This window comes from Bradyrhizobium sp. 155, assembly GCF_023101105.1.
Taxonomy (GTDB): Bacteria; Pseudomonadota; Alphaproteobacteria; order Rhizobiales; family Xanthobacteraceae; genus Bradyrhizobium; species Bradyrhizobium canariense_D.
In genome coordinates this window covers 4,115,257-4,138,571 of record NZ_CP064704.1, presented here as the reverse complement: position 1 = coordinate 4,138,571, position 23,315 = coordinate 4,115,257, and the positions used below count along the sequence as shown (strand labels likewise).

Here is a 23,315-nt window from a genome sequence, read left to right as displayed (position 1 = left end):
TGACTTGCGTGTTGGCAAGGCTTGCGGATTGGTTCAGCCCGATGCGGCCTTGCCGCCGGTCGCCGTAGCGCCCGAGGCCTGCGCGCGCGCCGTCAAGCGCCGCGCGATCGGCATCAGCATGTAGGGCGCCAGGTGAATGGGAAACTGCGTCATCGCGAAATAGAGCCAGGTGGTGGGCGGCAGCGCGCCGGCGGTCGCGGCGAGCATCAGGCCCAGATTGCGCTGTGACACCATCAGCCCGAGCGCCAGCGCGCGCTCATAGCCGATGCGGCGGAACAGCAGCGTGGTCACGGCGAGCAGCGTGAAATAGATCGCGAAGGCGAGAGCCGCGAAGCCGATGGTGGAGACCGGCCGGGCGACGAGATCGCTCGCGACGTCGCCCATGATCGCGGTCGCGAAGACCAGCAGGATGACGATGTTGAAGCCGTCGATCGGCTGCTTGTGACGCTGGATCGCGGCCGCGCCGAAGACTTGCCGGATCACGGTCGCGGCCAGCAGCGATGCGGCGAGGATGCCGAGCAGCTTCAGCCCCAGCGCAGGCGGCGAGATACTGAGCATGTCGCCGAGGAACAGGCTTGCGAACAGCGATGCCGTGAACGGCACCAGCGCGGTCGCACTCACCAGCGTGACCAGCACCAGCGTGGCATCGAGACCCATCAGCGCGGCCAGCGCCGGTGCGGCCATCATCGGCGAGGCCATGCTCTGCAGCATCAACGCCAGGGCAAGGTCGGGCGCGCGCGCCGTGAGCCCGGTGACATGGACGATCAGCCCGATGATCACAGGCACGCCGATCATGGTCCAGACGGTCGCGGTCGCGACCAGCGCCGGCCGGCGCAGATGGCCGGTGAGCGCGGCAAGGTCGACCCGCATGAAGGAGATGCAGAGCAGAACGAAGATCGCCTCGGTGACGTAGGGGCGCAGCAACGCCCCGAGCGGCGGCACCGCGAGCGCGATGAACACGACGGCGGCCACCGCGCGGGTGCCCTGGCCGCCAAGCCATGTCAGACCGCGCAGGGGGAGGGCGAATATGCTTTGAAGAACAGGCGGCATCGGGAATGGCGTTCAGGCCAATCCTTTCAGCCACGCGCCGATCTCGCTCACGGCGACATTGGCCTCTCGCAGCAATTTCCCCATCGTGAGAAAGCCGTGGAACTGGCCGGGATAGTGCTTGTAGGCCACGGCCACTCCGGCCTGCCTCAGCCGCTCGGCATATTCGTCGCCTTCGTCGCGCAGGGGATCGGCACCGGCGGTCAGCACATAGACCGGCGGCAGGCCGGCCAGGTTTGTCGCCCGTGCCGGCGAGGCGCGCCAGTCGTGGATATCGGCGGCGCCGTTGAGATAATGGTCGCGGAACCAGCGGATCACCGAATGCGTCAGCAGCACGCTGGTCTCGGGCTCGCTGTGGGAGCCGTGCGTCATGGCGAAATCGGTCGCCGGGTAGATCAGCAACTGGGCCGCGATCGCGGGACCATTGCCGTCGCGCGCGGCGAGCGCGACGACTGCGGCGAGATTGCCGCCGGCGCTATCGCCGCCGATCGAAAGCCGGGAGGCGTCGATGCCGAGTTCGCGCGCGTTGGCGGCGACCCATTTGGTCGCGGCGATCGCGTCATCGATGGCGGCGGGAAATTTGTGCTCGGGCGCGAGGCGGTAGTCCACCGAGATCACGATCAGCGCGCCGGCGTCGGCGAGTTGGCGGCAGACGACGTCATGGGAGTCGAGATCGCCGATCACCCAGCCGCCGCCGTGGAAGAACACCAGCGCCGGGGACAAGCCATCATACCGGCGCGGCTCTTTCGGAACATAGAGGCGCGCGGGAATGGCGCCGTGCGGTGCCGGGATCGACAGCGGCGTGACGCGCGCGAGGTCAGGTGGCTCGGGATTGGTCGCAAAGCGCGCCTGCGCGTAATAGGCCCGCGCTTCCGGCGCGGTCAGGGTCTCGTAGGCGGGCCGGCCGGCCTCCTGGAAGGCCTTGTAGACGGCGGCGGCATCGGGATCGAGCACAACGGGCATGGGGAGCGACCTCTGGGTTTCCAGTTATCGTTGGAGTTCGTTTCGGGGGCGGGCCGCCTCGGCCGCCGGGAAGCGTGCTCGACTATTCCATCCGGGGGCCGATCTGGCCAGACCGGGCCGGGAAGGGCAGGGATGCCGCCCTTCCCCCGCCGTATTCGCCGTGTTAACCGGATGGCCTGCGAGCGGCGGTAGCCCCTGTAGAATGTCCTCCAGCAAGCCCGATTCGCTGTTGAAGCCGCGCGAGATATGTTTCGAACATTTACCCTGACAGGTCTTGCGGCGCTTCTGGCCGCCACCGCACTGACGGCTGCGACGCCGGCGCAGGCGCAGATCGGCACGATCTTCTCCGATCCGCCGCCGCTGCGGCCGCCCGGCACCATTCCGCGTGGCCAGCCCCAGCCGCAGCCGCAGATCCCCGATGACGACGAAGAGGTGCCGGAGCTGCCGCCGCAGGGCCGTGTGCTGCCGTCGCGTCCGATGGCGCCACCGCCAGGCCGGCAGGGCAATGTGATGCCGGGGCCGGTCGAGACCCAACCTCTGGCGCCGCCGCCCGGTTCTAGCGCCGCTCCGCCAAACCAGCCGCCGCCCGTCGCGGTCGCTCCGCCCAATCCGCAAGGCGCCCCGGGTGCGCCCGGTCAGCGTCAGCCACAGCAGAAGGGCGGACCGGGCGGCGCTGTCCCGCAGACGCCGGCGAGCCTTCAGCCGGGCGACGAAGTCGTCACCGAGCCGCCGGCCCAGAAGATCGTGAACAAGAAAGCGACCTTCTCCGGCCTCGACAAGATCACCGGGCGCATCATCAACTTCGACGAGGAGATCGGCGAGACCGTGCAGTTCGGGGCGCTGCGCGTCAAAACCGACGCCTGCTACACGCGGCCCGCGACCGAGGCCGCCAACACCGACGCCTTCGTCGAGGTCGACGAGATCACCTTGCAGGGTGAGGTGAAGCGCATCTTCTCGGGCTGGATGTACGCGGCAAGTCCGGGCCTGCACGGCGTCGAGCACCCAATCTACGATATCTGGCTCACCGACTGCAAAGAGCCGCAGCAAACGATTGCGACCGCGGCACCGGATCCCGGCACCAAGCCGGCACCGCCGCCGCCCGCGCAGAAGAAGGCCGCGCCCAAGCAGGTGCAGCAGCGTCCGCCGCAGCCGTTACCGCCGATCCAGCAGCAGCAGCCGGCACCGCCGCCACCACCTCCGCCGCCCGAGCAGCGGCCGGGTCTGTTCGGTTTCCCCGGGTTTGGCCGGTAATTGCTGATTATTGCCGCGCAGCGATGATCTCGAGCGCGCGCGCGCCCGGGATCGCTTCGCCGGCCGAGAGCCTCAGGAAATCGCCAGGCTCGCCCGCGAGCGCCTTGTCGAGCAGCGCGGTGTAGCGCCGCCGCGAAATCTCGGCCGCGCCAAAACTCTTCAGGTGTTCGGTGACATATTGGGTGTCGAGCAGCTCGAAGCCGCCATGGATGAGCCGCGCGAGCAGATGCACCAATGCGACCTTGGAGGCATCGCGTGCGGTGTGGAACATGCTTTCGCCGAAAAAAGCCCGGCCCAGGCTGACGCCGTAAAGGCCGCCGACGAGGTCCTCGCCCTGCCAGGCCTCGACGCTGTGGCAATGGCCGAGCTCGTACAGCCCGCCATAGAGGTCGCGGATGCGCTTGTTGATCCAGGTGTCCTCGCGCCCGGCTTGGGGTGCGGCGCAGCCGGCGATCGTGGCCTTGAAGGCGGTATTAACGGTGACGCGGAATGAATCCGAACGCACGGTGCGCGCGAGCCGCGAGGCCACGCGAAATCCGTCGAGCGGGATGACCCCGCGCAACTCCGGCTCGACCCAGAACAGGGTCGGATCATCGGCGCTTTCAGCCATCGGAAAGATGCCGCAGGCATAGGCGCGCAGCAGCACGGCTGGCGTGATTTCAGACGGGGCAGAGTCGCGCGAAGTCATGGCGCGCCATAATAGCAGGATCGCAAGGCGCTTGCGATGGGCGGTGCGGATCAGTTCGCTGCGGCAGTAGCCGGCTTGCCGGCGGCAGCCGGGACACGGCGGAACATCAACATGACGCGGGTTCCGGAATGGTTGGGGTCGCGCTCGACCGAAGCGTCGAGCTTGCTGGCCATGGCTGCGACGATACGCTGCCCCATGCCGGTGGAGCGCGGATCGGCCTTGACGTTGTCGCCGACGCCATCGTCGCTGATCGACAGCAGGAGATCGTCGCCCTGCGAGGTCAGCTCCACATGAATCGGGCCGGCGCCGTCAGGGTAGGCGTATTTTACCGCGTTCATCACCAGCTCGTTGACGATGATGCCGACGGCGACTGCACGGTCCGGATCGATCTCGATCGGTTCGGCCTTCAGCGTCAGGCGCGACATCCGGTTGCCCTCGGCCGAGCGGCGCAGATCCTCGAGCAGCGAGTCCAGATACTGGTTCAGGACCACGCTCTTCAGGTCTTGCGAGGTGTAGAGGCGGCGGTGCACTTGCGCGACTGCGGCCACGCGGCCCATCGCATTGGTCAACGCAGCCTTGACCTCGTCCTGCGCGGCGGAGCTGGCCTGCAGGTGCAGGAGGGAGGCGATGATCTGCAGCGAGTTGCCGACGCGGTGGTTGACCTCGCGCAATAGCAGCTCGCGTTCGGCTGCAAGAGCAGCGTAGCGGTCGCGCGAGGCATGGATCTCGGCTTCGGCTTCCTCGCGCGCCTTCTGCAATTCGGCCTGGCGCAGCGCGCCATCGGCCGCGACGTGAAGCAGGGGAATGAAGTCGCCCTTGACGTCCTTGACGAGATAATCGGCCGCGCCCGCCTTCAGCGCCGTCACCGCGATGCTGGAATCCTGCGACGCCGTGACGAAGACCACCGGCGGGGCGCCCGGGATCGCCATGATCTGCTCCAGCGTTTCCAGTCCGTCGAGGCCGGGCATGTATTGGTCGAGCGCCACGACGTCGATACCGCCGGTCGTGGCCGCGCGGCGGATGTGCTCGAGGCCTTCCTCGCCGCTTGCGGCGTGAACGACCTTGTAGCCGCGCCGTGTCAGGCCGCGATCGACCAAGCGCGCCAGCGCCCCGTCATCGTCGATGTAGAGCAGTGTGGGCGTACGTTGATTCATGGGGCGGCGGGCGGGACCTGGATGACCGAGAAGAACAAGCCGAGCTGCCGGATGGCATTGGCGAAATTCTCGTAGTTCACGGGCTTGGTGATGTAGACGTTGCAGCCGAGCTCGTAGCAGCGTTTGATTTCCTGGGAATCGTCGGTGGTGGTCAGCACCACCACGGGCGAGGCCTTCAGGTATTTGTTCTCCTTGATCTGCTTCAAAATGTCGATCCCGGTCATGTCGGGGAGGTTGAGATCGAGCAGGATCAGGAGCGCATTGCCTTTTTGCACGAGCCCGCTGCCGTCGGGCCCGAACAGGTGCTTCATCGCCTCAGTGCCGTTGGCAAAGGAGATGATCTCGTTGTTGACGCCGGACCTCCGGATGTTCCGCTCGATCAGCCGCGCGTGGCCCTCGTCGTCCTCGATCATGATGATGGTGACGGGTTGAGTCATTGATCCGCGTTCCGGTTGCTGGCGTTCCAGGTGATGGGCAGCGTGATGGTGAACGTGCTGCCCGTATTCAGTTCCGATGATACCGACATGGTGCCGCCGAGGCGACGCACAAGTGCACGCACATGCGCAAGACCGATGCCCTGACCGGGCTTGTCCTGGGTTCCGGCGCGGCGAAACAGGTCGAAGATCCGCTGGTGGTCCTTGGCGTCGATGCCGCGGCCGTTATCGCTGATCTCGAAGATAGCGTAGCCGAGCTTGGTGCGCCCGCGGATTCTGATCTCGCCGGGGACGCCGGGCTTGAGATATTTGATGGCGTTGTCGATCAGATTGGAGAAGATCTGCTCCAGCGCCAGGCGGTCGCTGACGAGATCCGGCAGCGGCGCGACGTGGATCTCGGCCTGCGCTTCGGCGGCCTGATGCGCCAGCGTCGATACGATCGCTTCGATCAGCTCGCGCGTGTCGATCTTTTCCGGCTGGAACTCGCGCCGGCCCTCGCGGGTGAGATTGAGGATCGCCGAGATCAGGCGGTCCATCTTGGCGATCGACGACTTGATGAAGCCCAGCGCTTCGGAAAAATCCTCTGACAGCTGCTTGTCCGGACCTTCGAGCGCGATCTCGCCGTCCGGCAACGGCGGCCCGTCGGCCGGGACATGGGTGAGGCTGCCGATACGGCGGAAAATGTCGCCGCCGAGCTCTTCGAGCTCGCTGGTGAAGCCCATGATGTTGACGAGTGGCGAGCGCAGATCGTGGCTGACGATATAGGCAAAGCGCTGGATCTCGTTGTTGGCTTCGCGCAGATCGGCCGTGCGTTCGTCGACCACGCCCTCCAGATTGACATTGGCATCGCGCAGGCGCGCCTCGGCATCGTCGCGGGCAAGGGCCGAGCGCCGCACCAGCCAGATCGAGATCAGGGCCAGCAGCACGACGAGGCCGGAGCCGATGCCGGTCATCGACGCGGCCAGGGTCTGGCTGCGGTCCGAATTGACCGTTCGCAGCCGGAACAGCCGTTCCTCCTCCTGAATCATCCCGGTCGCGACATTGGCGATCGCGGCCGTGGTGTCCGTGGAGGCGATCTCGCGGACCAGCGCTGCGGCCTTCTCCGGCTCGCCGCGCCGGATGAAGTCCATCTCCTGCACGAACTGGCCGAGCCTAGTCTCGATCGCCGCGCTCAGCTTCTCGATGCTTTGGCGTTGCTCCGGATTGTCGCCGATCAGGCGCGTGAGCCTGTCGAGAGCCGGGACGATGGCCGCCACGGCCTTGTCATGGTCGACCTTGAAATCCTCGCCTTGTGTCAGAAGGTAACCCCGGGCGGTGCTCTCGGCGCGGCGGATTTCCAGCAGGAGGGCGTTGATCTGGTTCTCCGCCTCGATGGTGTGAATCACCCATTTGCTGTCGTCTCTCGCCTTGTTGACGAGGTAGACGGAGCCGGCGCTGATCACGGTCAGCACCATGAGACCGGCTGCGAACAGCAGGATCTGCCAGAATCTACGCCGCCGCTGCGCGTCAGCGATCACGACGGTCTCGCTCGATCAGGCTTGCCGGACTTCAAAACGCCCCCTCGGAACTGTCCCCATCGTGCCAAACGCGATTGGGGCCAAAGGGTTCCACGGGAAAGGACGGCTACTTCGGGGCGGGTTCCGCCTTGTTGGCGAGATATTGTTCCAGCCAGTGGATGTGATAGTCGCCGTTGATGATGTCGTCTTCGCGCACCAGAGCGCGGAACAGCGGCAGGGTGGTCTCGATGCCCTCGACCACCATCTCGTCCAGCGCCCGGCGCAGCCGCATCAGGCACTCGCCGCGGGTCTTGCCGTGCACGATCAGCTTGCCGACCAGCGAGTCGTAATAAGGCGGGATCGTATAGCCCTGATAGACTGCGGAATCGATCCGCACGCCGAGCCCCCCGGGCGGGTGATATTGCGTGATGCGGCCGGGCGAAGGACGAAAGGTCTGCGGATTCTCGGCGTTGATGCGGCACTCGATCGCGTGGCCGATGACCTGGACCTCGTCCTGCCTCGCCGGCAGGTCGCCGCCGGCGGCGATGCGGATCTGCTCCAGCACGAGGTCGATGTCGGTGATGCTCTCGGTGACGGGATGCTCGACCTGGATGCGGGTGTTCATCTCGATGAAGTAGAACTCGCCGTCCTCGAACAGGAACTCGATCGTGCCGACGCCGAGATATTTCATCTCGCGCATCGCCTTGGCGCAGGTCTCGCCGATCTTGGCGCGTGCGGCCGCGGTCAGCACGGGCGAGGGGCCTTCCTCCCAGACCTTCTGGTGGCGTCGCTGCAGCGAGCAGTCGCGTTCGCCAAGATGAATCGCGCCGCCGCGGCCGTCGCCGAGGATCTGGATCTCGATGTGACGCGGCTTCTGCAGATATTTCTCGAGGTAGACGGAAGCATCGCCGAAGGCGGATTTGGCCTCGTTGGCGGCCGTCGACAGCGCGACCTGAAGATCGGCCTCGCTCTCGGCCACCTTCATGCCGCGGCCGCCGCCGCCCGCCGCGGCTTTGACCAGCACGGGGAAGCCGATCTTCCTGGCGATCGCCATCGCGTCGTCGTTGGGGCCGACCCCTCCGTCGGAGCCGGGCACCACGGGAATGCCGAGCTTCTTGGCGGTCCTCTTGGCCTCGATTTTGTCGCCCATCAGGCGGATGTGCTCGGCCTTCGGGCCGATGAAATGCAGATTATGCTCAGCGAGGATTTCGGCGAAGCGCGCGTTCTCCGACAGGAAGCCGTAGCCGGGATGCACGGCATCGGCCCCGGTGATCTCGCAGGCCGCGAGCAGCGCGGGCACGTTGAGATAGCTGTCCTTGGAGGCCGGCGGCCCGATGCACACGCTCTCGTCCGACAGGCGCACATGCATGGCGTCGGCGTCGGCGGTTGAATGCACGGCGACGGTCGCGATCCCGAGCTCCTTGCAGGCCCTGAGGATGCGAAGGGCGATCTCGCCGCGATTGGCTATGAGGATCTTGTCGAACATGGTGTCCTTATTGGACTGACGCGCGGAAAGCGGCGAGGGCGATGAGACCGCCCTCGAACGTCACTCAATGATCACGAGCGGCTCGCCGTACTCGACCGGCTGGCCGTCCTCGATCACGATCTGCGTCACCGTGCCGGCGCGCGGCGAGGGGATCTGGTTCATGGTCTTCATGGCTTCGATGATCAGCAGCGTCTGGCCGACCGAGACCTTGCTGCCGACCTCGATGAACGGCTTGGCGCCGGGCTCCGGCGCCCAATAGGCGGTGCCGACCATCGGCGAGGTCACGGCGCCGGGATGCTTCGACAGGTCGGCAGCGGCAGGCGCGGCGGCAGCTGCGGCCGCCGGGAGCGCGGCGGGGGCAGCTGCCATCTGCATCGGCATGGTCGCGGCGACGCTGATATTGCGGGCGACTCGCAGGCGCAGGCCGGCACGCTCGATCTCGATTTCGGTGAGGCTGGTCTCATCGAGCAGCAAGGCGAGCTCGCGGACGAGGGCAGAATCCTCGCTGGAAAACTTTGCGGCTGCTTTGTCGTCTGGCTGGCGCGCCATGTTGTTTGATCCGAATGTTCTGTGTGAAGGGGAGCGTCAGGCTTTGGGCTTGATGCCGAGCTTGGCGGCAAGGCCCTGGATGGCGAGGCGATAGCCCTCGACGCCGAAACCGCAGAGGGAGGCGAAGGCCGCGCGCGCGGTGTAGGAGTGATGACGGAAATTCTCGCGGGCGTGGATGTTGGTGACGTGCACTTCGACCGTCGGGATCTGCACCGCGAGCAGCGCGTCGTGCAGCGCGATCGACGTGTGCGAATAGCCGCCGGCATTGATGATGATGCCCTTCATCTTGCGGGCGTGTGCCTCGTGGATGAAGTCGATCAGCTCGCCTTCGCGGTTGGACTGCCGGCAGTCGGCCTTGAGGCCGAACGTCGCCGCCGTCACCCGGCACAGCGCCTCGACGTCGGCCAGCGACGCATGCCCGTACTTCTCGGGCTCGCGCGTCCCCAACATGTTGAGGTTCGGCCCGTTCAGGACAAGGATCGTGTCGGTTGCTGGTTCGGCCATTCCAATCCCGCAAGAGCTGCTTCAGCGTGGCGGGGTTATAGGTAACAAAGCGCGTGAGGGGAAGCCTTGAAGGACCTCCGAGGTGGCTTCAGATACCTCATCCGGGGTGCAAAAATCTGTGTGGAAGCTACGGAAATTGCTTGTTAACCAGTCCGAAGCATGGCTGCCGGCCGAACGGCAAAGGGGCGGGCATTGCTGCCCGCCCCCGATGGTTGCCGGGTATCGTCTTACGTGTTCAGGACAGCCACGATCTCATAGGTGTCCGGATTCACGATCACGATCTCATCCTTGACCAGGACGTAGCGATAGGTCCGCCATTCCGGATAGATCGTCACGACGCGGGACGGCAGGGTGTGCAGCTCAATACCCTCGCGCGGAATGCGGGTGCCGACCGAGATCGAGAAGTTCACGTTGGTCACCGGACGCACGTGCTCCTCGCGGATCACCGAGGTGATCTGCGTGCGTTGCTCGGTCGAGAGCTTGGCGCCCGCGCCGGCCTGACCGACCGTCGTGTTGGTGCTGCTCTGACCCTGCGCGTTCTGGTTGGAGCTGGTGCCGGTCTGACCCTGCGCGTTCTGGTTGGTGCTGGTGCCGGTCTGGCCCTGAGCGTTCTGGTTGGTGCGCGTCTCGGTACCCTTCTGGTTCTCGGCATTGTTGGTGCTGCTGGTGCCGCTCTTGGCGCCCTCAGCCTTCACGTCCTTCTGGTCCTTGGCGCCGGACTTGCTCGTGTCCTGACTCATGCTCTTGGACTTGTCCTGCTGACCCTGCGCGCGTTCGTCGGTGTGCTGGCCCTTGGTGGCGCCGGACTTGTCCTCAGCCGCGTTCTTGTTCATCTCGCGGCCGGAGTGCTCGTCCTTTGTTGCGCCGGAGGATTTGTCCTCGGCGGACGTGCCGGACTTCATGCTGCTGGAGCCGCCGGCCTGGCCGACGGTGCCCTTCTCATGGGCGGATTCCTTACCCATCGAGCCGCCGCGTTCGGCGGCGCCGCCGGAGGGCTGCGAATGCTGCGTCTGCGCACCACCGGCGCCGCCACCGCTGTCGCGGTTCATGGTGCCCTGTGCGTTCGCCAGACCGGTGCCCGCGACGAGCGCGAGTGTGGCAACCGAGATCATAAAGCGGTTAGACATGGAATTCTCCTCACGGGTTCATTTGCGTCATTGCCCGCGCCGACAACGAAAGGAGATTTGAGTTGTTCCGGAACTTCGGTGGTTCCGAGGCTTTTGTTTGTTGAATGCCAGATGAATGCGCGCGCCAAATTTCGGCGCAATGAAAAGGCCGGCTTTTCAGCCGGCCTTTTGCATGCGTGAAGTTGTAGAGCAGATCGCTGATCAGTCAGATCGCTGATCAGCAAGTCGCCTTGTTAGCAAGTCGCCTTGTTAGCAGGTCGCCTTTTTAACAGGTCGCCTTGCCGCAGCGGGCCACAGCGATCTTTTCCTTCAGGCTATCGACGCCGACGGCGCCGACAACGATCTGCTTGCCGATCACGTAGCTCGGCGTGCCGTTCATGCCCATTGCTTCGGCGAGCTTGAAGTTCTCCTCGATGGTGCTGCGCACCTCGGCGCTGCCGATGTCCTTCTCGATTCGAGCGGTGTCGAGGCCAGCTTCCTTGGCCGCCTGAAGTGCGCGCGCCTTGTCGGCCGCGCCACGACCGCCGAGCAGCTTCTGGTGGAAGTCGAGGTACTTCTTGCCGGAGGGATCCTGCATGCGCACCGCGACGGCGACCTGGGCCGCTTCGACCGAGCCCTGGCTCAGTACCGGAAACTCCTTCAGCACCACCTTCAGCTTCGGATCGGCCTTCATGAGGGTGAGCATGTCGTCCATCGCGCGCTTGCAGTAGCCGCAATTGTAGTCGAAGAACTCGACGAAGGTGACGTCGCCGTCCTTGTTGCCGAGCACGACCTGGCGCGGTGAGTTGAAGATCGCATCGGAATTCTGAGCGACGCTGGCCTCGTGTTTCTGCGTCTCCGCCGCGGCCTGGCGCTTGGTGAGCTCGGTCATCGCTTCCTCGAGCACCTCGGGATGGGTGACGAGATAGTTCTTGATGATCGCCTCGATGTCCGTGCGCTGGGCATCGGAGAAGCTGTCGGCCGACGCGGGCGCGGCTGCGCCGAACATGGCGAGCGCAAACAGCGCGGGAGCAAGCAGGCGCAGCGAAGGCATAGGCAAATCCTCTTATCCAAAGCAGGTTTCGGAAAACGTCCCGGCGGACTTAAGCTCGGTGTCGTGACGTCGTTTCGTAAGGCGTCGTGGCGTAAGGCGTCGTCTTGTAAGATCGTCTTGGTCTTGTCAGTTGCGCGGCGGTTTCGACGCCACGATGTCGTCGGCCTTGACCCATCCGGGCGTGCCGACGGCGAAACGGGTTTTCGCGCGCGTCGCAAGCTCGCGGGCGGTCTTGTTGTCGCCGCGCAGATAGGCGGCCTGCGCCGACGCCAGATCCGCCTCGGCATAGTCGCCTTTCCGGCCATACGCCATCGCGAGCTGCATGTAGCCGAGCACGGCCTCCGGTTCCCGTGCGACCGCGGCCCGGAGAATCCGAACGGCGTCATCGGTGTAGGCCTTATTATCGGACCCAACCAGAGCCTGCCCAAGTAACATCTCGATGAGGGGCGCGTTGTTCGAAAGTGCGACGGCCTTGCGCAGGGCCGGGATCGCCTCCGCCGGCTTGCCGCCCTCCAGCAGGGCCTGGCCGCGCACCTCGTAAAAATACGCGTTGTTGGGCTGGACCTGGATCAGCGCGTCGATCTGGGTGAGCGCGCTGCGCAAATCCCCGTGCAGATAGGTGCTGATGGCGCGGGCATAGCGCGCCGGCATGCTGTCGTTGGTCAGGGGATAGCGGCGGTACACCGTTTCCGGCCGCTCCATGAAGGCGGAGATCTTGGCGCGCACCATGTCGTGGCGCAGCTGGAGCGCGGGATCGTCCTTTTTGTCCCAATAAGGGCTGGCGCTGGCGAACTCCTGCAGTGAAGCGACGCGCTCGGCGGGCATCGGGTGCGACTGGAGATAGGGATCGGCGCCGCGCGCCGCGAACAGGCTCTCGCTGGTGAAGCGCTTGAAGGTTTCGTACATGCCCCTGGGCGACTGCTGGGTCGCAGTCAGGAATTTCACGCCGGCGCGGTCGGCGTTCTCCTCCTGCTGGCGCTGATAGGACAGCAGCGTCCGGCGGATCATCTCCTGCGGGCCGGCGAGGGCGGCGGCTCCTGCATTGGCAAGGCCATTGTTACCGGCGCTGCCGCTGCCGCGGGTGCTGCCCACGGCCATCGCGCCGGCGCCGAGCAGCATGGCGATGATCATCTGCGTCTGGGCGTTGGCGAGCTGCTCGCGCAGCTTGGACAAATGGCCGCCGGCCAGATGCCCGGTCTCGTGCGCGAGCACGCCGATGATCTGGTTTGGCGTTTCCGACTGGAGGATCGCGCCGTAATTGACGAAGATGCGGCGGCCATCGGCGACGAACGCGTTGAACGAGCCCTCGTTGACGATCACCATCTGGATGTTCTGCTTCTCCAGGCCGGCGACGCGCAGGATCGGGCGGGTGTATTCGCGCAGCAGCTGCTCGGTTTCGGTGTCGCGCAGGACCGGCGGCCCCTTGGCCTGCGCATGCGCGGCCGAGAACGGCGTCAGCGCGATCGCAGCCGCCGCGAGGAGGGAGATGAGGGCGGTGGCCTTCTTGCGCAATGCGATCTGGAACAACATCAAGCGGTCTGGGTCAAACGGTCTTATCAGCAGGCTGGTCAAGCATTCTTGGTCGAGCAGTCTTGGTCGAGCAGTTTCGTGATTGGTTTTGGCGATTGGCGGCGGACCGGATACGCGATATGCCCTTTTGAGCCGTTCCCCTTATGAGCCGTACAATGCGGCCAGTCTGGGGCGCAAGCACCCCGTTTTTCCCGGGTCGGACGGATCGGCCCCGCCAGCGAATAGCAGAAATCGATGCACGATGCGACCTTGAGGAACCGGTTGGGGCAGTGGCTCGCGGCCTCCCGCCGCAGCGATGTTCCCCCGTTCATGGTGATGGACGTGATGGCCGCGGCGGCCCGAATCGAGGCGGCCGGGGGCCATGTCATCCACATGGAGGTTGGCCAGCCCGCCGCCGGCGCGCCTAAGACCGCGATTGCAGCCGCCCATGTGGCGCTCGAGGCCGGGCGGATCGACTATACCTCAGCGCTCGGCATCCCCTCCTTGCGCGAGCGCATCGCGCGGCATTATCGCGATGCCTATGGCTGTGACGTCAGCCCCGAGCGGGTCGTAGTGACCACCGGCTCCTCCGGCGCGTTCATTCTGGCTTTCCTGGCGATGTTCGAGCCGGGCGACCGCGTTGCCGTGACGGTGCCGGGTTATCCGCCGTACCGTCATATCCTTACCGCGCTCGGCTGCGAGCCGGTGCTGATCGAGACCACGAACGAGACCCGCCATGCGCTGACGGGCGAGGCGCTGCTGGCCGCCCATCGCAAGGCGCCGCTGAAGGGCGTGCTGGTCGGCAGTCCCGCCAATCCGACCGGGACGATGATGTCCCGCGAGGCGCTCGCCGGCCTGATCGCTGCGGCGGAGGACGCGGGCATCCGTTTCATCTCGGACGAGATCTATCATGGGCTCGACTACGCGTTTCCCGCCGTGACGGCTGCGGCGCTGTCGGACCACGCGCTCGTGATCAACTCGTTCTCGAAGTATTTCTGCATGACGGGCTGGCGCGTCGGCTGGATGGTCGTGCCCGAGATTCTGGTGCGGCCGATCGAACGGCTGCAGCAGAACCTGTCGATCTCGGTGCCGTCGCTGTCGCAGATCGCGGCCGAAGCGGCCTTCGACGGCGCGGCCGAGATGGAGGAGATCAAGCACGGCTATCAGGAAAACCGGCGCATCCTGATCGAGGGATTGCCCAAGGCCGGCCTGACCAGATTTCTGCCGGCCGACGGCGCGTTCTATCTCTATGCGGACGTCTCGGATTTCACCTCCGACAGTTTCGAGTTCGCCAAGCAGATGCTCGAACAGGCCCATGTTGCGGTCACGCCGGGCCTCGACTTCGATCCCATCCATGGTCGTTCATTCATACGGCTCTCTTATGCGCGTTCGGCTGCGGAGATGCGGGAAGCAGTTGACCGGATCGCTCACTGGCTTAAATAGCCGCCAGTTTTCGCCCGCCTTCTGGAGTGCAACTTGTCTGACCGTTCCGTCCCCTCGACCGCCACGCATTCTCCTCTCGCCGCATTGATGTGGCCGATCCGGCCGGGTGAAACCGTCGGCGCCTTGCGCGCTGTCGTGCTGATTGCGCTCGGCACCGTCTTGATGGCGCTGTCAGCCAAGGTGAACCTGCCGCTGCCTTACGTCCCCATGACGTTGCAGACGCTGGTCGTGTTGATGATCGGCGCCGCCTATGGCTGGCGGCTTGGCAGCGCAACCATGATCGCCTACCTCGCCGAGGGTGCAATGGGCCTGCCGGTGTTCGCCGGCCCCGTTGGTGGAATTGCACCGCTGGTGGGCCCGACCGCGGGCTATCTGTTCGGCTTCATTGGCGCCGCCTTCGTCACCGGCTGGCTCGCCGAGCGCGGCTGGGATCGCAGCGTAACGCTGCTGTTTGCGGCCATGGCGGCCGGCCACATCCTCATTCTGGCCGCGGGCTTTGGCTGGCTGGCCTTCGGTCTCGGCCTGGGTGCCGCAAAGGCGTGGCAGGTCGGCCTGATGCCGTTCGTTGCGGCGTCGCTGGTCAAGAACGCGCTGGGCGCGACGTTGATGCCGGCGATACGCCGGGTGGTCGAACGCGGGTAAAGCGCGCAATATCGAGCAGTTCCGATTGACAGGGCCGGCCAAGTTGATCTTGGCTGGCCTGGCGTTTTGAGGGGGAGTGAAACAATGACGACGACAACGATGGTGGGGGCGCCGGTCGCGCCGCCCGCCGCCAAGCCGTGGTACAAGGTACTTTATATCCAGGTGCTGATCGCGATCGTGCTCGGCGCCATCGTCGGCTGGCTCTGGCCGTCGGTCGCCACCAATGAGTGGATCAAGGCACTCGGCGACGGCTTCATCAAGCTGATCAAGATGGTGATCGCGCCGATCATCTTCTGCACCGTTGTCTCGGGCATCGCCCATATCCAGGACGCCAAGAAGGTCGGCCGCATCGGCGTCAAGGCGCTGGTCTATTTCGAGATCGTCTCGACCTTCGCACTGGTGATCGGCCTAGTCATCGGCAATCTGGTGAAGCCGGGTGCGGGCTTCGGCGGTGCCGCCGCCAATGCGCAGGCCGTCGCCAACTACGCCAAGCAGGCCGAAGGCCAGAAGTCGGTCGACTTCGTGCTGCACATCATTCCGGACACCGTCGTCGGCGCCTTCGCGCAAGGCGAGATCCTGCAGGTGCTGCTGTTCTCGGTGCTGTTCGGCTTCGCCATCATGGGGCTCGGCGAACGTGGCCACACCATCCGCTCGTTCATCGACGACGCCGCGCATGCGGTGTTCGGCGTCATCTCCATCGTGATGCGCGCAGCCCCGATCGGTGCATTCGGCGCGATGGCCTACACCATCGGCAAGTTCGGCACCGGGGCGATCCTCAACCTGGTCGGCCTGATCGCGACGTTCTACCTGACCGCGGCGCTGTTCGTATTCGTCGTGCTCGGAATCATCGCGCGCTTCGCCGGCTTCTCCATCTTCAAGTTCCTCGCCTACATCAAGGACGAGCTGCTGATTGTGCTCGGCACCTCGTCCTCGGAAAGCGCGTTGCCGTCCTTGATGGAAAAGCTCGAGCGCCTCGGCTGCTCCAAGTCGGTGGTCGGCCTCGTGGTGCCCACGGGCTATTCGTTCAATCTTGACGGCACCAACATCTACATGACGCTGGCGACGCTGTTCATCGCGCAGGCGCTGGGCTTCGATCTCACCTTCGGCCAGCAGCTCACCATCCTGGTGGTGGCGATGCTGACCTCGAAGGGCGCCTCCGGCATCACGGGCGCGGGCTTCATCACGCTGGCGGCGACGCTCGCCGTGGTCGATCCGCGCCTCGTGCCGGGCATGGCGATCGTGCTCGGCATCGACAAGTTCATGAGCGAGTGTCGCGCGCTGACCAATCTGTGCGGCAACGGTGTTGCCTGCGTGATCGTCGCCTGGTGGGAGGGCGAACTCGATCGCGACAAGCTCAACGCCAACCTCGCCCGGCAGATCGATCCGACCGACATGGAAACGGCGGTCACGACGGACTGATCTGCATGTGGCGGTGCCGAGCGCCGTCAGATGTTGAAATAATAGGGCTGGTCGAGATCCTCGATCAGCCCTTTTTCTTTCGCTGCGAGGGCTTAGAACCGCTCCGGCCGGTACGGCGTGGGATCGATCGCGGGCGTTTCGCCGCTCATCATCTCCGCGAGCAGGCGCCCGGTCGCGGGTCCCAGCGTAAAGCCCTGGTGGCCGTGGCCGAAGTTCATCCAGAGGCCGGGATGGCGTGGGGCGGGGCCGAGCACCGGCAGCATGTCGGGCGTGCAGGGGCGGGTGCCGAACCATGGGTCGGGCTCGACCCGCTTGCCGAGGTCGATCAGCTCGCGCGCGGAGGCTTCCGCGCTGGCGAGCTGCACGGGCGTTGCCAGCGCGTCCAGGCCGGTCAGCTCCGCGCCGGTGGTGATGCGGAGACCCTTCGCCATCGGACCCATGGCGTAGCCACCGGCCTTGTCGACCAGCGGCAGATCGAGCGAGGCGCCGCCGCTGTAATGCATGTGGTAGCCGCGCTTGCGCACCAGCGGGATGCGATAGCCGAATTTGAGCAGGAGATCGGGCGACCACGGCCCGAGCGTCACGACGGCGTGGGCGGCGTCGACGCGCCCATGGTCTGTCTTGACCGACCAGCCGGTGGCGGTCTGCTGCAGGCTTTGGGCATCACCGAGCACGATGGTGCCGCCGAGGCGCTCGAACAGATCGGCATAGGCCGTGACCAGCGCGCCGGGATCGGACACGGTCCAGGTGTCGAGCCAATGGATCGCGCCGGGCAGGTCGTCGCGCAGGACAGGTTCGGCCTTGGCGAGCTCGGCGCCCGAGAGCGCACGAAACCTCACGCCGAATTCGCGCTGGTCTTCTTCCGCCGCCTTGACGGCGAGATCGAACGAAGCTGCGTCGCGATGCAGGTGCCGGTATCCCGCGCGGCGGATCAGATTGTCGGCGTGGGCTTCGCGAATGAGGATGTCGTGCTCCGCCGTCGCGTAGGCGATCAGCCGCGCCCAGGCGTCGATCGCCTCACGATGCCGCTTCGGCGCCGAATGCCACCAATAGCGAAGCAGGGGCTCGATATGGAGATGAAGCGAAGACAGGCTGTAACGCACGTCGTTGGTGCGGCCGGTCGCGATCTTCAGGAGCGTGGCGAGGTCGCGCGGCATCGGGTAGGGGCGCACCGCTTCCGCCTGGATCATGCCGGCATTGCCGTAGCTGGTCTCTCGGCCCGGCTCTCTGCGGTCGATCAGCGTGACGGACCAGCCACGCTGCTGCAGGTGCAGCGCCGCGCTGACGCCGATCATGCCGCCGCCGAGGACGATCGCGCTTTGCATTGAACTGACCTCGCCAAATCAAAACCGCCCGGTTTGGCCGGGCGGTTTCAACTATCTTGTTGCTCTATTCGCCGCCGCCGAAGCGGCGGGACCACCAGCCGGCACGACGCGGTGCGGGCGAGGTTTCGCTTGCCGCTGCGGGCGCGGGCTCCGGAGCGGGTGTGGGCGGGGCAACCGGCTCGGCCGCCTGTGCAACCGGTGCCGGTTCACTCTGGCTGCTCGACAGGAAGCTCACCTTTTCCCGAACCGTCGAACGGCGTCGTGCAGCCTTGTCGTCCGCGTGCTCCTCGTCCGCGGCCGAAGGAGCCGGCTCAGGCTGGGCCGTTGCTTCAATCCGTGCTTCGGCCCGCGGCTCAGGCTGGGTGACCTGAGGTTCTGACGTGTGCTCGGCCTGCGCGATCGAGGGCGCTGCCTCGCCGCCAAAACTGTCGAAATCGGCGACTGCGTTGGTGGCTTCCGACGGCGCATTGGCACTAAGCTCGTCGCTGATGGAGCCGGCGAGACCTTCCTCGCCAGGACCGCGACGGCGGCGGCCACCACGGCGACCACGCCGGCGACGGCGATCGGCGCTGCCCTGCTGCTCGCCACGGGCTGCCTGTTCCTCGCCTTCCTCGCCTTCCGGTTCGGCCTCGGCATCCTCTTCGCCTTCGCCGGCCGCCATGGCCGTCTCGGCAATAGCGGGCGCGCCATCCTCGCGCGTCTCCTCGTCCCGCGGACCACCGCGACCGCGGCGGCGACGGCGACGCTTGCGGCGCTGGCTGTCCTGCTCGGTAGCGGCGTCGCCTGCGGTCTGCTCCTCGATGAGACCTTCGGTCTCCTCGGTCTCGACCTCGGATTCGCTCTCCGGATCGAACTCCTCGTCGTCATAGGCCTCTTCGACCAGGGGCGGCGGGCTTGCGGCCGCCTGGGCCGCCAGCAGAGCCTTGGCGGCTTCCAGCGTATGCACCTGCTCGCCGCGGTCGATGACATAGGCCTGCGGTCCGCTGACGCTCGGGTCGGCGATGACCGACAACGTGACCTTGAAACCGTTCTCGAGGTCGCGCAGATGGCCCCGCTTGTGGTTCAGCACATAGAGCGCGACGTCGGTGCGGGTGCGGACCACGAGATTGTGGGTTGCGCCCTTCATCAGGATCTCTTCGAGGCCGCGCAGCAATTGGAGCGCAACCGAGGAAACCGAGCGCACATGGCCGGTGCCGCCGCAATGCGTGCAGGGATCGGTCGAGGATTCCAGCACGCTGGCGCGGATGCGCTGGCGTGACATCTCGAGCAGGCCGAAATGCGAGATGCGTCCGACCTGGATCCGCGCGCGGTCCTGCCGGAGGCAATCGGACAGCTTGCGTTCGACCGCGCGATTGTTGCGCTTCTCGTCCATGTCGATGAAGTCGATGACGATCAGGCCGGCGAGGTCGCGCAACCGAAGCTGACGCGCAACCTCCTCGGAGGCCTCGAGATTGGTCTTGAGCGCGGTGTCTTCGATATGATGCTCGCGCGTCGAACGGCCGGAGTTGACGTCGATCGAGACCAGCGCTTCGGTCTGGTTGATCACGATGTAGCCGCCGGAGCGCAACTGTACGGTCGGCGAGAACATCGCATCCAGCTGGCTTTCGACGCCCATCCGCGAGAACAGCGGCTGGCCGTCGCGATACTGCCTCACCGCGCTCACATTGGCGGGCATCAACATCTTCATGAAGTCGCGCGCTTCGCGATAGCCGGCATCGCCCGCCACCTGGATCTCGTCGATCTCCTTATTGTAGAGGTCGCGCAGCGAGCGCTTGATCAGCGAGCCTTCCTCGTAGACGAGGGTCGGGGCCTGCGACTTCAGCGTCATGTCGCGCACCGTCTCCCACATGCGGATCAGGTACTCGAAATCGCGCTTGATCTCGGGCTTGGTGCGGGCGGCACCCGCCGTGCGCAGAATGATCCCCATGCCCTCGGGTACGTCGAGATCCTGCACCACTTCCTTCAGGCGCGAACGGTCCTGCGCGCTCGTGATCTTGCGGCTGATGCCGCCGCCGCGCGCGGTGTTCGGCATCAAGACGGCATAACGGCCGGCGAGTGAGAGGTAGGTCGTCAGCGCCGCGCCCTTGTTGCCGCGCTCTTCCTTGACGACCTGCACCAGCATCACCTGGCGACGCTTGATGACTTCCTGGATCTTGTACTGGCGGCGGGGACGGAAGGTGCGCTCCGGCACTTCCTCCAGCACATCGTCGCCGCCGACGGATTCAACGACGTCCTCTTCGGCTTCCTCGTCGTCCTCGTCTTCGTCGTCATCCTCGGCCGTCGCTTCGGAGTCGTGATGCGGAGCCTGCGCACTCTCACCTGCGGCGTACACGGCGTCGGCAGGCTCAGTAGCCGATGTCACGGCCTCGGCAAGATCGTGAGCGTGCGCGTCGGAGGCAAACTCCTCCGGCTCGGCAACGGCCTCGGTGGCGACCGCGGGCTCGGCGCCGATCGCCGCGACAGGCGCCGGTGTCTCGTCGGCATGATCATGGTCGTGATGATCGTGCTCGCCATGATGATCGTGGTCGTGATGATCGTGCGCGTGATGATCGTCACCATGGGCATGATGATGGTCGTCGTGGTCATGCCCTTCGTGGTCATGTGCTTCGTGGCCGTGATGATCGTGGCCTTCGTGCTCGCCGTGATGCTCTGCGTCGGCGTGCAGGTGCTCGCCCTCGTGCGAAGCGCCCTCAGGCAGGGCCTCGCCCTGGACCTGCCGGGCCGCGGGATCGCCTTCGACGACCTCGCTGCGGACGCGCTCGCCATGGCTACGGCGGCGGGAATTGCGGTGGCGGGAGCGGCGGCGGCCCTGGGAGCGGTTCTCGCTCTCTTCCTCGGCCTCGCGATGGGCCTGCTCCTCGGCTTCGATCAGCGCCTGCCGGTCGGCAACCGGAATCTGGTAGTAGTCGGGATGGATTTCGCTGAAGGCGAGGAAGCCGTGGCGGTTGCCGCCATATTCGACGAAAGCGGCCTGGAGCGAGGGTTCGACCCTTGTGACCTTGGCGAGGTAGATATTCCCGCGCAGTTGCTTGCGTTGCGCGGTCTCGAAATCAAACTCTTCGACGCGATTGCCGCGGACCACGACGACCCGGGTCTCTTCCGGGTGGGTGGCATCGATCAACATCTTGTTGGGCATGTCTTAACTCTTGGCGGCGGCGGGCGCGATTCACCGTGGGCGCCATCAGCGCTGCCGGGTGACGCGACGGTCCACCTGATTCGGGGGTGAGGGGAAGGCCGAAACACCGTCTCTCGCGCCTTGCCGAACCGAAAGCCGGAGGACCGAAGCGGCGCGCGGAATTGTCACTCCGCAGCGTCGCGAATGGTCCTTCAGAATTGGTCGGCACAGTCTGGCGCATCAAGCGTCGGCCCGTATGAAACATTGGGCGGCGGGGCCGCCCCTCAATCAGTTGCTGTTGGCCAGGCATGGCGCGAGCGCGCTCGCCTTGGGGTATTACGAACCGCTCCCTTGGGATTAAGGGACCGGGTAACGGGTTGCGCCGCTGTCAGAACCGTCCCGGAAACGTGTTGGTAACCGAGGACCGTTCCGCCGCCGGGGCTTGCCCCGCTCCACCTTGCTGCCGCGCACCGCGCTGGACTTAGAGGGGAACGGAAAAACGCTGGAATTCCCAAACCTTGAGAGTTCCGGCGCTGCACCGGGAGGCTGAATGCGACACAACCGGAAATATCGGCCGTCAGCATTCCGTACATACGTGGATTGGGCCATCCGTGCAAGGAGCGTCGCACGGCGGTCACAGTCAGCGAGTTTCGCGTGTCTGTCATTAAGGATCGTTTAACCCTGTGGTTCTATTGCGTTAAAGAGGCTGCTCGGAGGCACGGAATCGGTGGCGAGCCGCGCAAATCAAAGGATCCTGCTGGGATGCGTGCTGCTCTGCGCGGCGGCATTGCCGTGTGCTGATTCCTCGCGCCTGAAGGCCGCGGAAAGTCAGCCTCAACTCCCTGTTGCATCAGCGAATTTCCCAACGGCCTCGGCCGCCCGACTGGCCGGGGACGGCAGGCAGACTCGCTTTGTCCTCGACATCGATCAGACCGTTAGCTTCCGCGCAGTCACTCTGGCCGACCCGTATCGGGTGGTGGTCGACGTTCCCCAGGTCAATTTTCAACTTCCCGCCGGCACCGGGTCCGGCGGACGCGGACTGGTCAAGGCCTTCCGCTATGGGCTGGTGATGCCCGGAGGCTCCCGAATCGTGTTCGACCTGACGGGCCCCGCCAAGATCGCCAATTCCTACGTGGTGGAGGCTGCCAACGGCCAGCCGGCGCGGCTGGTGCTCGAAATGGAGGAGGTCGAGCGCACCGCCTTCGTGCCGTCGCTGGCTCCGGAAAACCGTCCTGAGCTGCGGCCGGCTATTGCCGATCCGCCGCCCGCGACGGTTCCCGCATCTGCCCACCCTGAAGCCGGGCAGAAGGCCGATGGCCGCGCGGTCGTCGTCATCGATCCCGGCCATGGCGGCATCGACAACGGCACGCAGTCGAGCGGCGAGAGCGAGAAGAATCTGGTGCTGGCCTTTGGCCTGGCGCTACGCGAACGGCTGGAAAAGACCGGCAAATATCGCGTGGTGATGACCCGAGACGACGACACCTTCATCCCGCTCAACGACCGGGTCAAAGTCGCCCGCAGCCTCAAGGCGGCGTTGTTCGTCTCGATCCATGCCGACGCGCTGCCGCGCGCTGAGGGCGATGCGCAGGGTGCGACCATCTACACGTTGTCCGACAAGGCCTCCGACGCCGAGGCGCAGCGGCTGGCGGATGCGGAGAACCGGGCGGACGCCATCGCTGGCTTCAACCTCGCCGAGGAGCCGACCGATGTCGCCGACATCCTGATCGATCTCACCCAGCGGGAAACCCGTACCTTTTCAAGCCGTTTTGCCCGCCTGTTGATGGGCGAAATGAAGTCGACGGTGCGGATGCACAAGCATCCCCTGAAGTCAGCCGGCTTCCGGGTGCTGAAGGCCCCCGACGTGCCGTCGGTCCTGGTGGAGATCGGCTATGTCTCCAACAAGGGCGACCTCGAGCATCTGGTCTCCGAGGGATGGCGGTCGCGTGCCGTGGGCTCGATGGCGCAGGCGATCGATGGATTTTTGGCCAAACGGATGGCCACGGCCGGATCGTCGAATTGACGACCCGGGGATCGTCGAATTGAGAGTGATTTTCCGTCCCGCCGCAAAAGCCCTAGTTTGGCCACAGCGGGCGCTTTATAAAAACGCCGCAGGGGGTTCCGGAATCGGCG

Annotated in this window: 19 protein-coding genes and 1 pseudogene; 6 read left to right on the top strand and 14 right to left on the bottom strand. The window is 65.6% G+C overall.

The window, feature by feature from the left end; genetic code table 11:
- Nucleotides 1-33: 33 nt before the first annotated feature.
- Nucleotides 34-1,050 (bottom strand): bile acid:sodium symporter family protein, encoded by a 1,017-nt coding sequence (locus IVA93_RS20200; protein ID WP_247368589.1) that lies wholly within the window; start codon nucleotides 1,048-1,050, stop codon nucleotides 34-36.
- A 12-nt stretch (nucleotides 1,051-1,062) separates the two neighbouring features.
- The gene (lipP1, locus tag IVA93_RS20195; protein ID WP_247368585.1) at nucleotides 1,063-2,010 is read right to left on the bottom strand and encodes a LipP1 family hormone-sensitive lipase; all 948 of its coding nucleotides are present in this window, start codon (nucleotides 2,008-2,010) and stop codon (nucleotides 1,063-1,065) included.
- A 202-nt stretch (nucleotides 2,011-2,212) separates the two neighbouring features.
- Here lipP1 and IVA93_RS40855 point away from each other — a divergent pair.
- Nucleotides 2,213-3,261 (top strand): annotated as a pseudogene (locus IVA93_RS40855) (DUF2155 domain-containing protein).
- Nucleotides 3,262-3,268: 7 nt separating this feature from the next.
- Here the strand turns inward: IVA93_RS40855 and aat are convergent.
- The 10 genes from aat to IVA93_RS20135 form a co-directional block, all read right to left on the bottom strand.
- Nucleotides 3,269-3,949, bottom strand: a complete 681-nt coding sequence (aat, locus tag IVA93_RS20180) for a leucyl/phenylalanyl-tRNA--protein transferase (RefSeq protein WP_247368582.1) — start codon at nucleotides 3,947-3,949, stop codon at nucleotides 3,269-3,271.
- Between the two features lie 50 nt (nucleotides 3,950-3,999).
- Nucleotides 4,000-5,103: a sensor histidine kinase gene (locus IVA93_RS20175; protein WP_247368580.1), complete on the bottom strand. Its 1,104-nt coding sequence runs from the start codon at nucleotides 5,101-5,103 to the stop codon at nucleotides 4,000-4,002.
- The gene (locus IVA93_RS20170) at nucleotides 5,100-5,540 is read right to left on the bottom strand and encodes a response regulator (protein ID WP_018454485.1); all 441 of its coding nucleotides are present in this window, start codon (nucleotides 5,538-5,540) and stop codon (nucleotides 5,100-5,102) included. Before IVA93_RS20170 ends, IVA93_RS20175 begins: the two co-directional genes overlap by 4 nt.
- A complete protein-coding gene (locus IVA93_RS20165; RefSeq protein WP_018454484.1) occupies nucleotides 5,537-7,054 on the bottom strand; it encodes a sensor histidine kinase in 1,518 nt (505 codons plus the stop codon). The genes IVA93_RS20170 and IVA93_RS20165 overlap by 4 nt, the downstream gene beginning before the upstream one ends.
- Nucleotides 7,055-7,160: 106 nt before the next feature.
- The gene (accC, locus tag IVA93_RS20160) at nucleotides 7,161-8,519 is read right to left on the bottom strand and encodes an acetyl-CoA carboxylase biotin carboxylase subunit (protein ID WP_018454483.1); all 1,359 of its coding nucleotides are present in this window, start codon (nucleotides 8,517-8,519) and stop codon (nucleotides 7,161-7,163) included.
- A gap of 60 nt (nucleotides 8,520-8,579) precedes the next feature.
- A complete protein-coding gene (gene accB, locus IVA93_RS20155; protein ID WP_007591611.1) occupies nucleotides 8,580-9,068 on the bottom strand; it encodes an acetyl-CoA carboxylase biotin carboxyl carrier protein in 489 nt (162 codons plus the stop codon).
- Between the two features lie 36 nt (nucleotides 9,069-9,104).
- A complete protein-coding gene (gene aroQ, locus IVA93_RS20150) occupies nucleotides 9,105-9,572 on the bottom strand; it encodes a type II 3-dehydroquinate dehydratase (protein WP_247368578.1) in 468 nt (155 codons plus the stop codon).
- A 227-nt stretch (nucleotides 9,573-9,799) separates the two neighbouring features.
- Complete coding sequence (locus IVA93_RS20145) at nucleotides 9,800-10,699, bottom strand: DUF1236 domain-containing protein (RefSeq protein WP_247368576.1); 900 nt, start codon at nucleotides 10,697-10,699, stop codon at nucleotides 9,800-9,802.
- Between the two features lie 265 nt (nucleotides 10,700-10,964).
- Nucleotides 10,965-11,732 (bottom strand): DsbA family protein, encoded by a 768-nt coding sequence (locus IVA93_RS20140; RefSeq protein WP_018454480.1) that lies wholly within the window; start codon nucleotides 11,730-11,732, stop codon nucleotides 10,965-10,967.
- Nucleotides 11,733-11,858: 126 nt separating this feature from the next.
- Nucleotides 11,859-13,262: a M48 family metalloprotease gene (locus tag IVA93_RS20135; protein WP_247390484.1), complete on the bottom strand. Its 1,404-nt coding sequence runs from the start codon at nucleotides 13,260-13,262 to the stop codon at nucleotides 11,859-11,861.
- Between the two features lie 234 nt (nucleotides 13,263-13,496).
- Between IVA93_RS20135 and IVA93_RS20130 the strand changes: the two genes are divergently transcribed.
- From IVA93_RS20130 to IVA93_RS20120, 3 genes are all read left to right on the top strand, one after another.
- Nucleotides 13,497-14,684: a pyridoxal phosphate-dependent aminotransferase gene (locus IVA93_RS20130; protein ID WP_247368571.1), complete on the top strand. Its 1,188-nt coding sequence runs from the start codon at nucleotides 13,497-13,499 to the stop codon at nucleotides 14,682-14,684.
- Between the two features lie 87 nt (nucleotides 14,685-14,771).
- Nucleotides 14,772-15,326 carry a biotin transporter BioY gene (locus IVA93_RS20125; protein WP_247368886.1) on the top strand — a complete coding sequence of 185 codons (555 nt, stop codon included), beginning with the start codon at nucleotides 14,772-14,774 and terminating at the stop codon, nucleotides 15,324-15,326.
- A gap of 84 nt (nucleotides 15,327-15,410) precedes the next feature.
- Complete coding sequence (locus IVA93_RS20120; RefSeq protein ID WP_018454476.1) at nucleotides 15,411-16,745, top strand: dicarboxylate/amino acid:cation symporter; 1,335 nt, start codon at nucleotides 15,411-15,413, stop codon at nucleotides 16,743-16,745.
- A gap of 92 nt (nucleotides 16,746-16,837) precedes the next feature.
- Here the strand turns inward: IVA93_RS20120 and IVA93_RS20115 are convergent, their stop codons facing one another.
- Both IVA93_RS20115 and IVA93_RS20110 read right to left on the bottom strand, forming a co-directional pair.
- On the bottom strand, nucleotides 16,838-18,070 hold the full coding sequence (locus IVA93_RS20115; RefSeq protein ID WP_204511082.1) for an NAD(P)/FAD-dependent oxidoreductase: 1,233 nt from the start codon (nucleotides 18,068-18,070) through the stop codon (nucleotides 16,838-16,840).
- 64 nt (nucleotides 18,071-18,134) lie between these two features.
- Complete coding sequence (locus IVA93_RS20110) at nucleotides 18,135-20,432, bottom strand: Rne/Rng family ribonuclease (protein ID WP_346732325.1); 2,298 nt, start codon at nucleotides 20,430-20,432, stop codon at nucleotides 18,135-18,137.
- A gap of 15 nt (nucleotides 20,433-20,447) precedes the next feature.
- Between IVA93_RS20110 and IVA93_RS40935 the strand changes: the two genes are divergently transcribed.
- Both IVA93_RS40935 and IVA93_RS20105 read left to right on the top strand, forming a co-directional pair.
- Nucleotides 20,448-21,296: a hypothetical protein gene (locus IVA93_RS40935; protein WP_345946677.1), complete on the top strand. Its 849-nt coding sequence runs from the start codon at nucleotides 20,448-20,450 to the stop codon at nucleotides 21,294-21,296.
- 616 nt (nucleotides 21,297-21,912) lie between these two features.
- Complete coding sequence (locus IVA93_RS20105) at nucleotides 21,913-23,205, top strand: N-acetylmuramoyl-L-alanine amidase (RefSeq protein WP_247368565.1); 1,293 nt, start codon at nucleotides 21,913-21,915, stop codon at nucleotides 23,203-23,205.
- Nucleotides 23,206-23,315 lie beyond the last annotated feature (110 nt).

What these genes read in the sequence shown, in the direction of transcription:
- IVA93_RS20200 (WP_247368589.1), bottom strand. Translation starts at nt 1,050, where the DNA reads ATGCCGCCTGTTCTTCAAAGCATATTCGCCCTCCCCCTGCGCGGTCTG.
- lipP1 (WP_247368585.1), bottom strand. Translation starts at nt 2,010, where the DNA reads ATGCCCGTTGTGCTCGATCCCGATGCCGCCGCCGTCTACAAGGCCTTC.
- aat (WP_247368582.1), bottom strand. Translation starts at nt 3,949, where the DNA reads ATGACTTCGCGCGACTCTGCCCCGTCTGAAATCACGCCAGCCGTGCTG.
- IVA93_RS20175 (WP_247368580.1), bottom strand. Translation starts at nt 5,103, where the DNA reads ATGAATCAACGTACGCCCACACTGCTCTACATCGACGATGACGGGGCG.
- IVA93_RS20170 (WP_018454485.1), bottom strand. Translation starts at nt 5,540, where the DNA reads ATGACTCAACCCGTCACCATCATCATGATCGAGGACGACGAGGGCCAC.
- accC (WP_018454483.1), bottom strand. Translation starts at nt 8,519, where the DNA reads ATGTTCGACAAGATCCTCATAGCCAATCGCGGCGAGATCGCCCTTCGC.
- accB (WP_007591611.1), bottom strand. Translation starts at nt 9,068, where the DNA reads ATGGCGCGCCAGCCAGACGACAAAGCAGCCGCAAAGTTTTCCAGCGAG.
- aroQ (WP_247368578.1), bottom strand. Translation starts at nt 9,572, where the DNA reads ATGGCCGAACCAGCAACCGACACGATCCTTGTCCTGAACGGGCCGAAC.
- IVA93_RS20145 (WP_247368576.1), bottom strand. Translation starts at nt 10,699, where the DNA reads ATGTCTAACCGCTTTATGATCTCGGTTGCCACACTCGCGCTCGTCGCG.
- IVA93_RS20140 (WP_018454480.1), bottom strand. Translation starts at nt 11,732, where the DNA reads ATGCCTTCGCTGCGCCTGCTTGCTCCCGCGCTGTTTGCGCTCGCCATG.
- IVA93_RS20135 (WP_247390484.1), bottom strand. Translation starts at nt 13,262, where the DNA reads ATGTTGTTCCAGATCGCATTGCGCAAGAAGGCCACCGCCCTCATCTCC.
- IVA93_RS20130 (WP_247368571.1), top strand. Translation starts at nt 13,497, where the DNA reads ATGCACGATGCGACCTTGAGGAACCGGTTGGGGCAGTGGCTCGCGGCC.
- IVA93_RS20125 (WP_247368886.1), top strand. Translation starts at nt 14,772, where the DNA reads ATGTGGCCGATCCGGCCGGGTGAAACCGTCGGCGCCTTGCGCGCTGTC.
- IVA93_RS20120 (WP_018454476.1), top strand. Translation starts at nt 15,411, where the DNA reads ATGACGACGACAACGATGGTGGGGGCGCCGGTCGCGCCGCCCGCCGCC.
- IVA93_RS20115 (WP_204511082.1), bottom strand. Translation starts at nt 18,070, where the DNA reads ATGCAAAGCGCGATCGTCCTCGGCGGCGGCATGATCGGCGTCAGCGCG.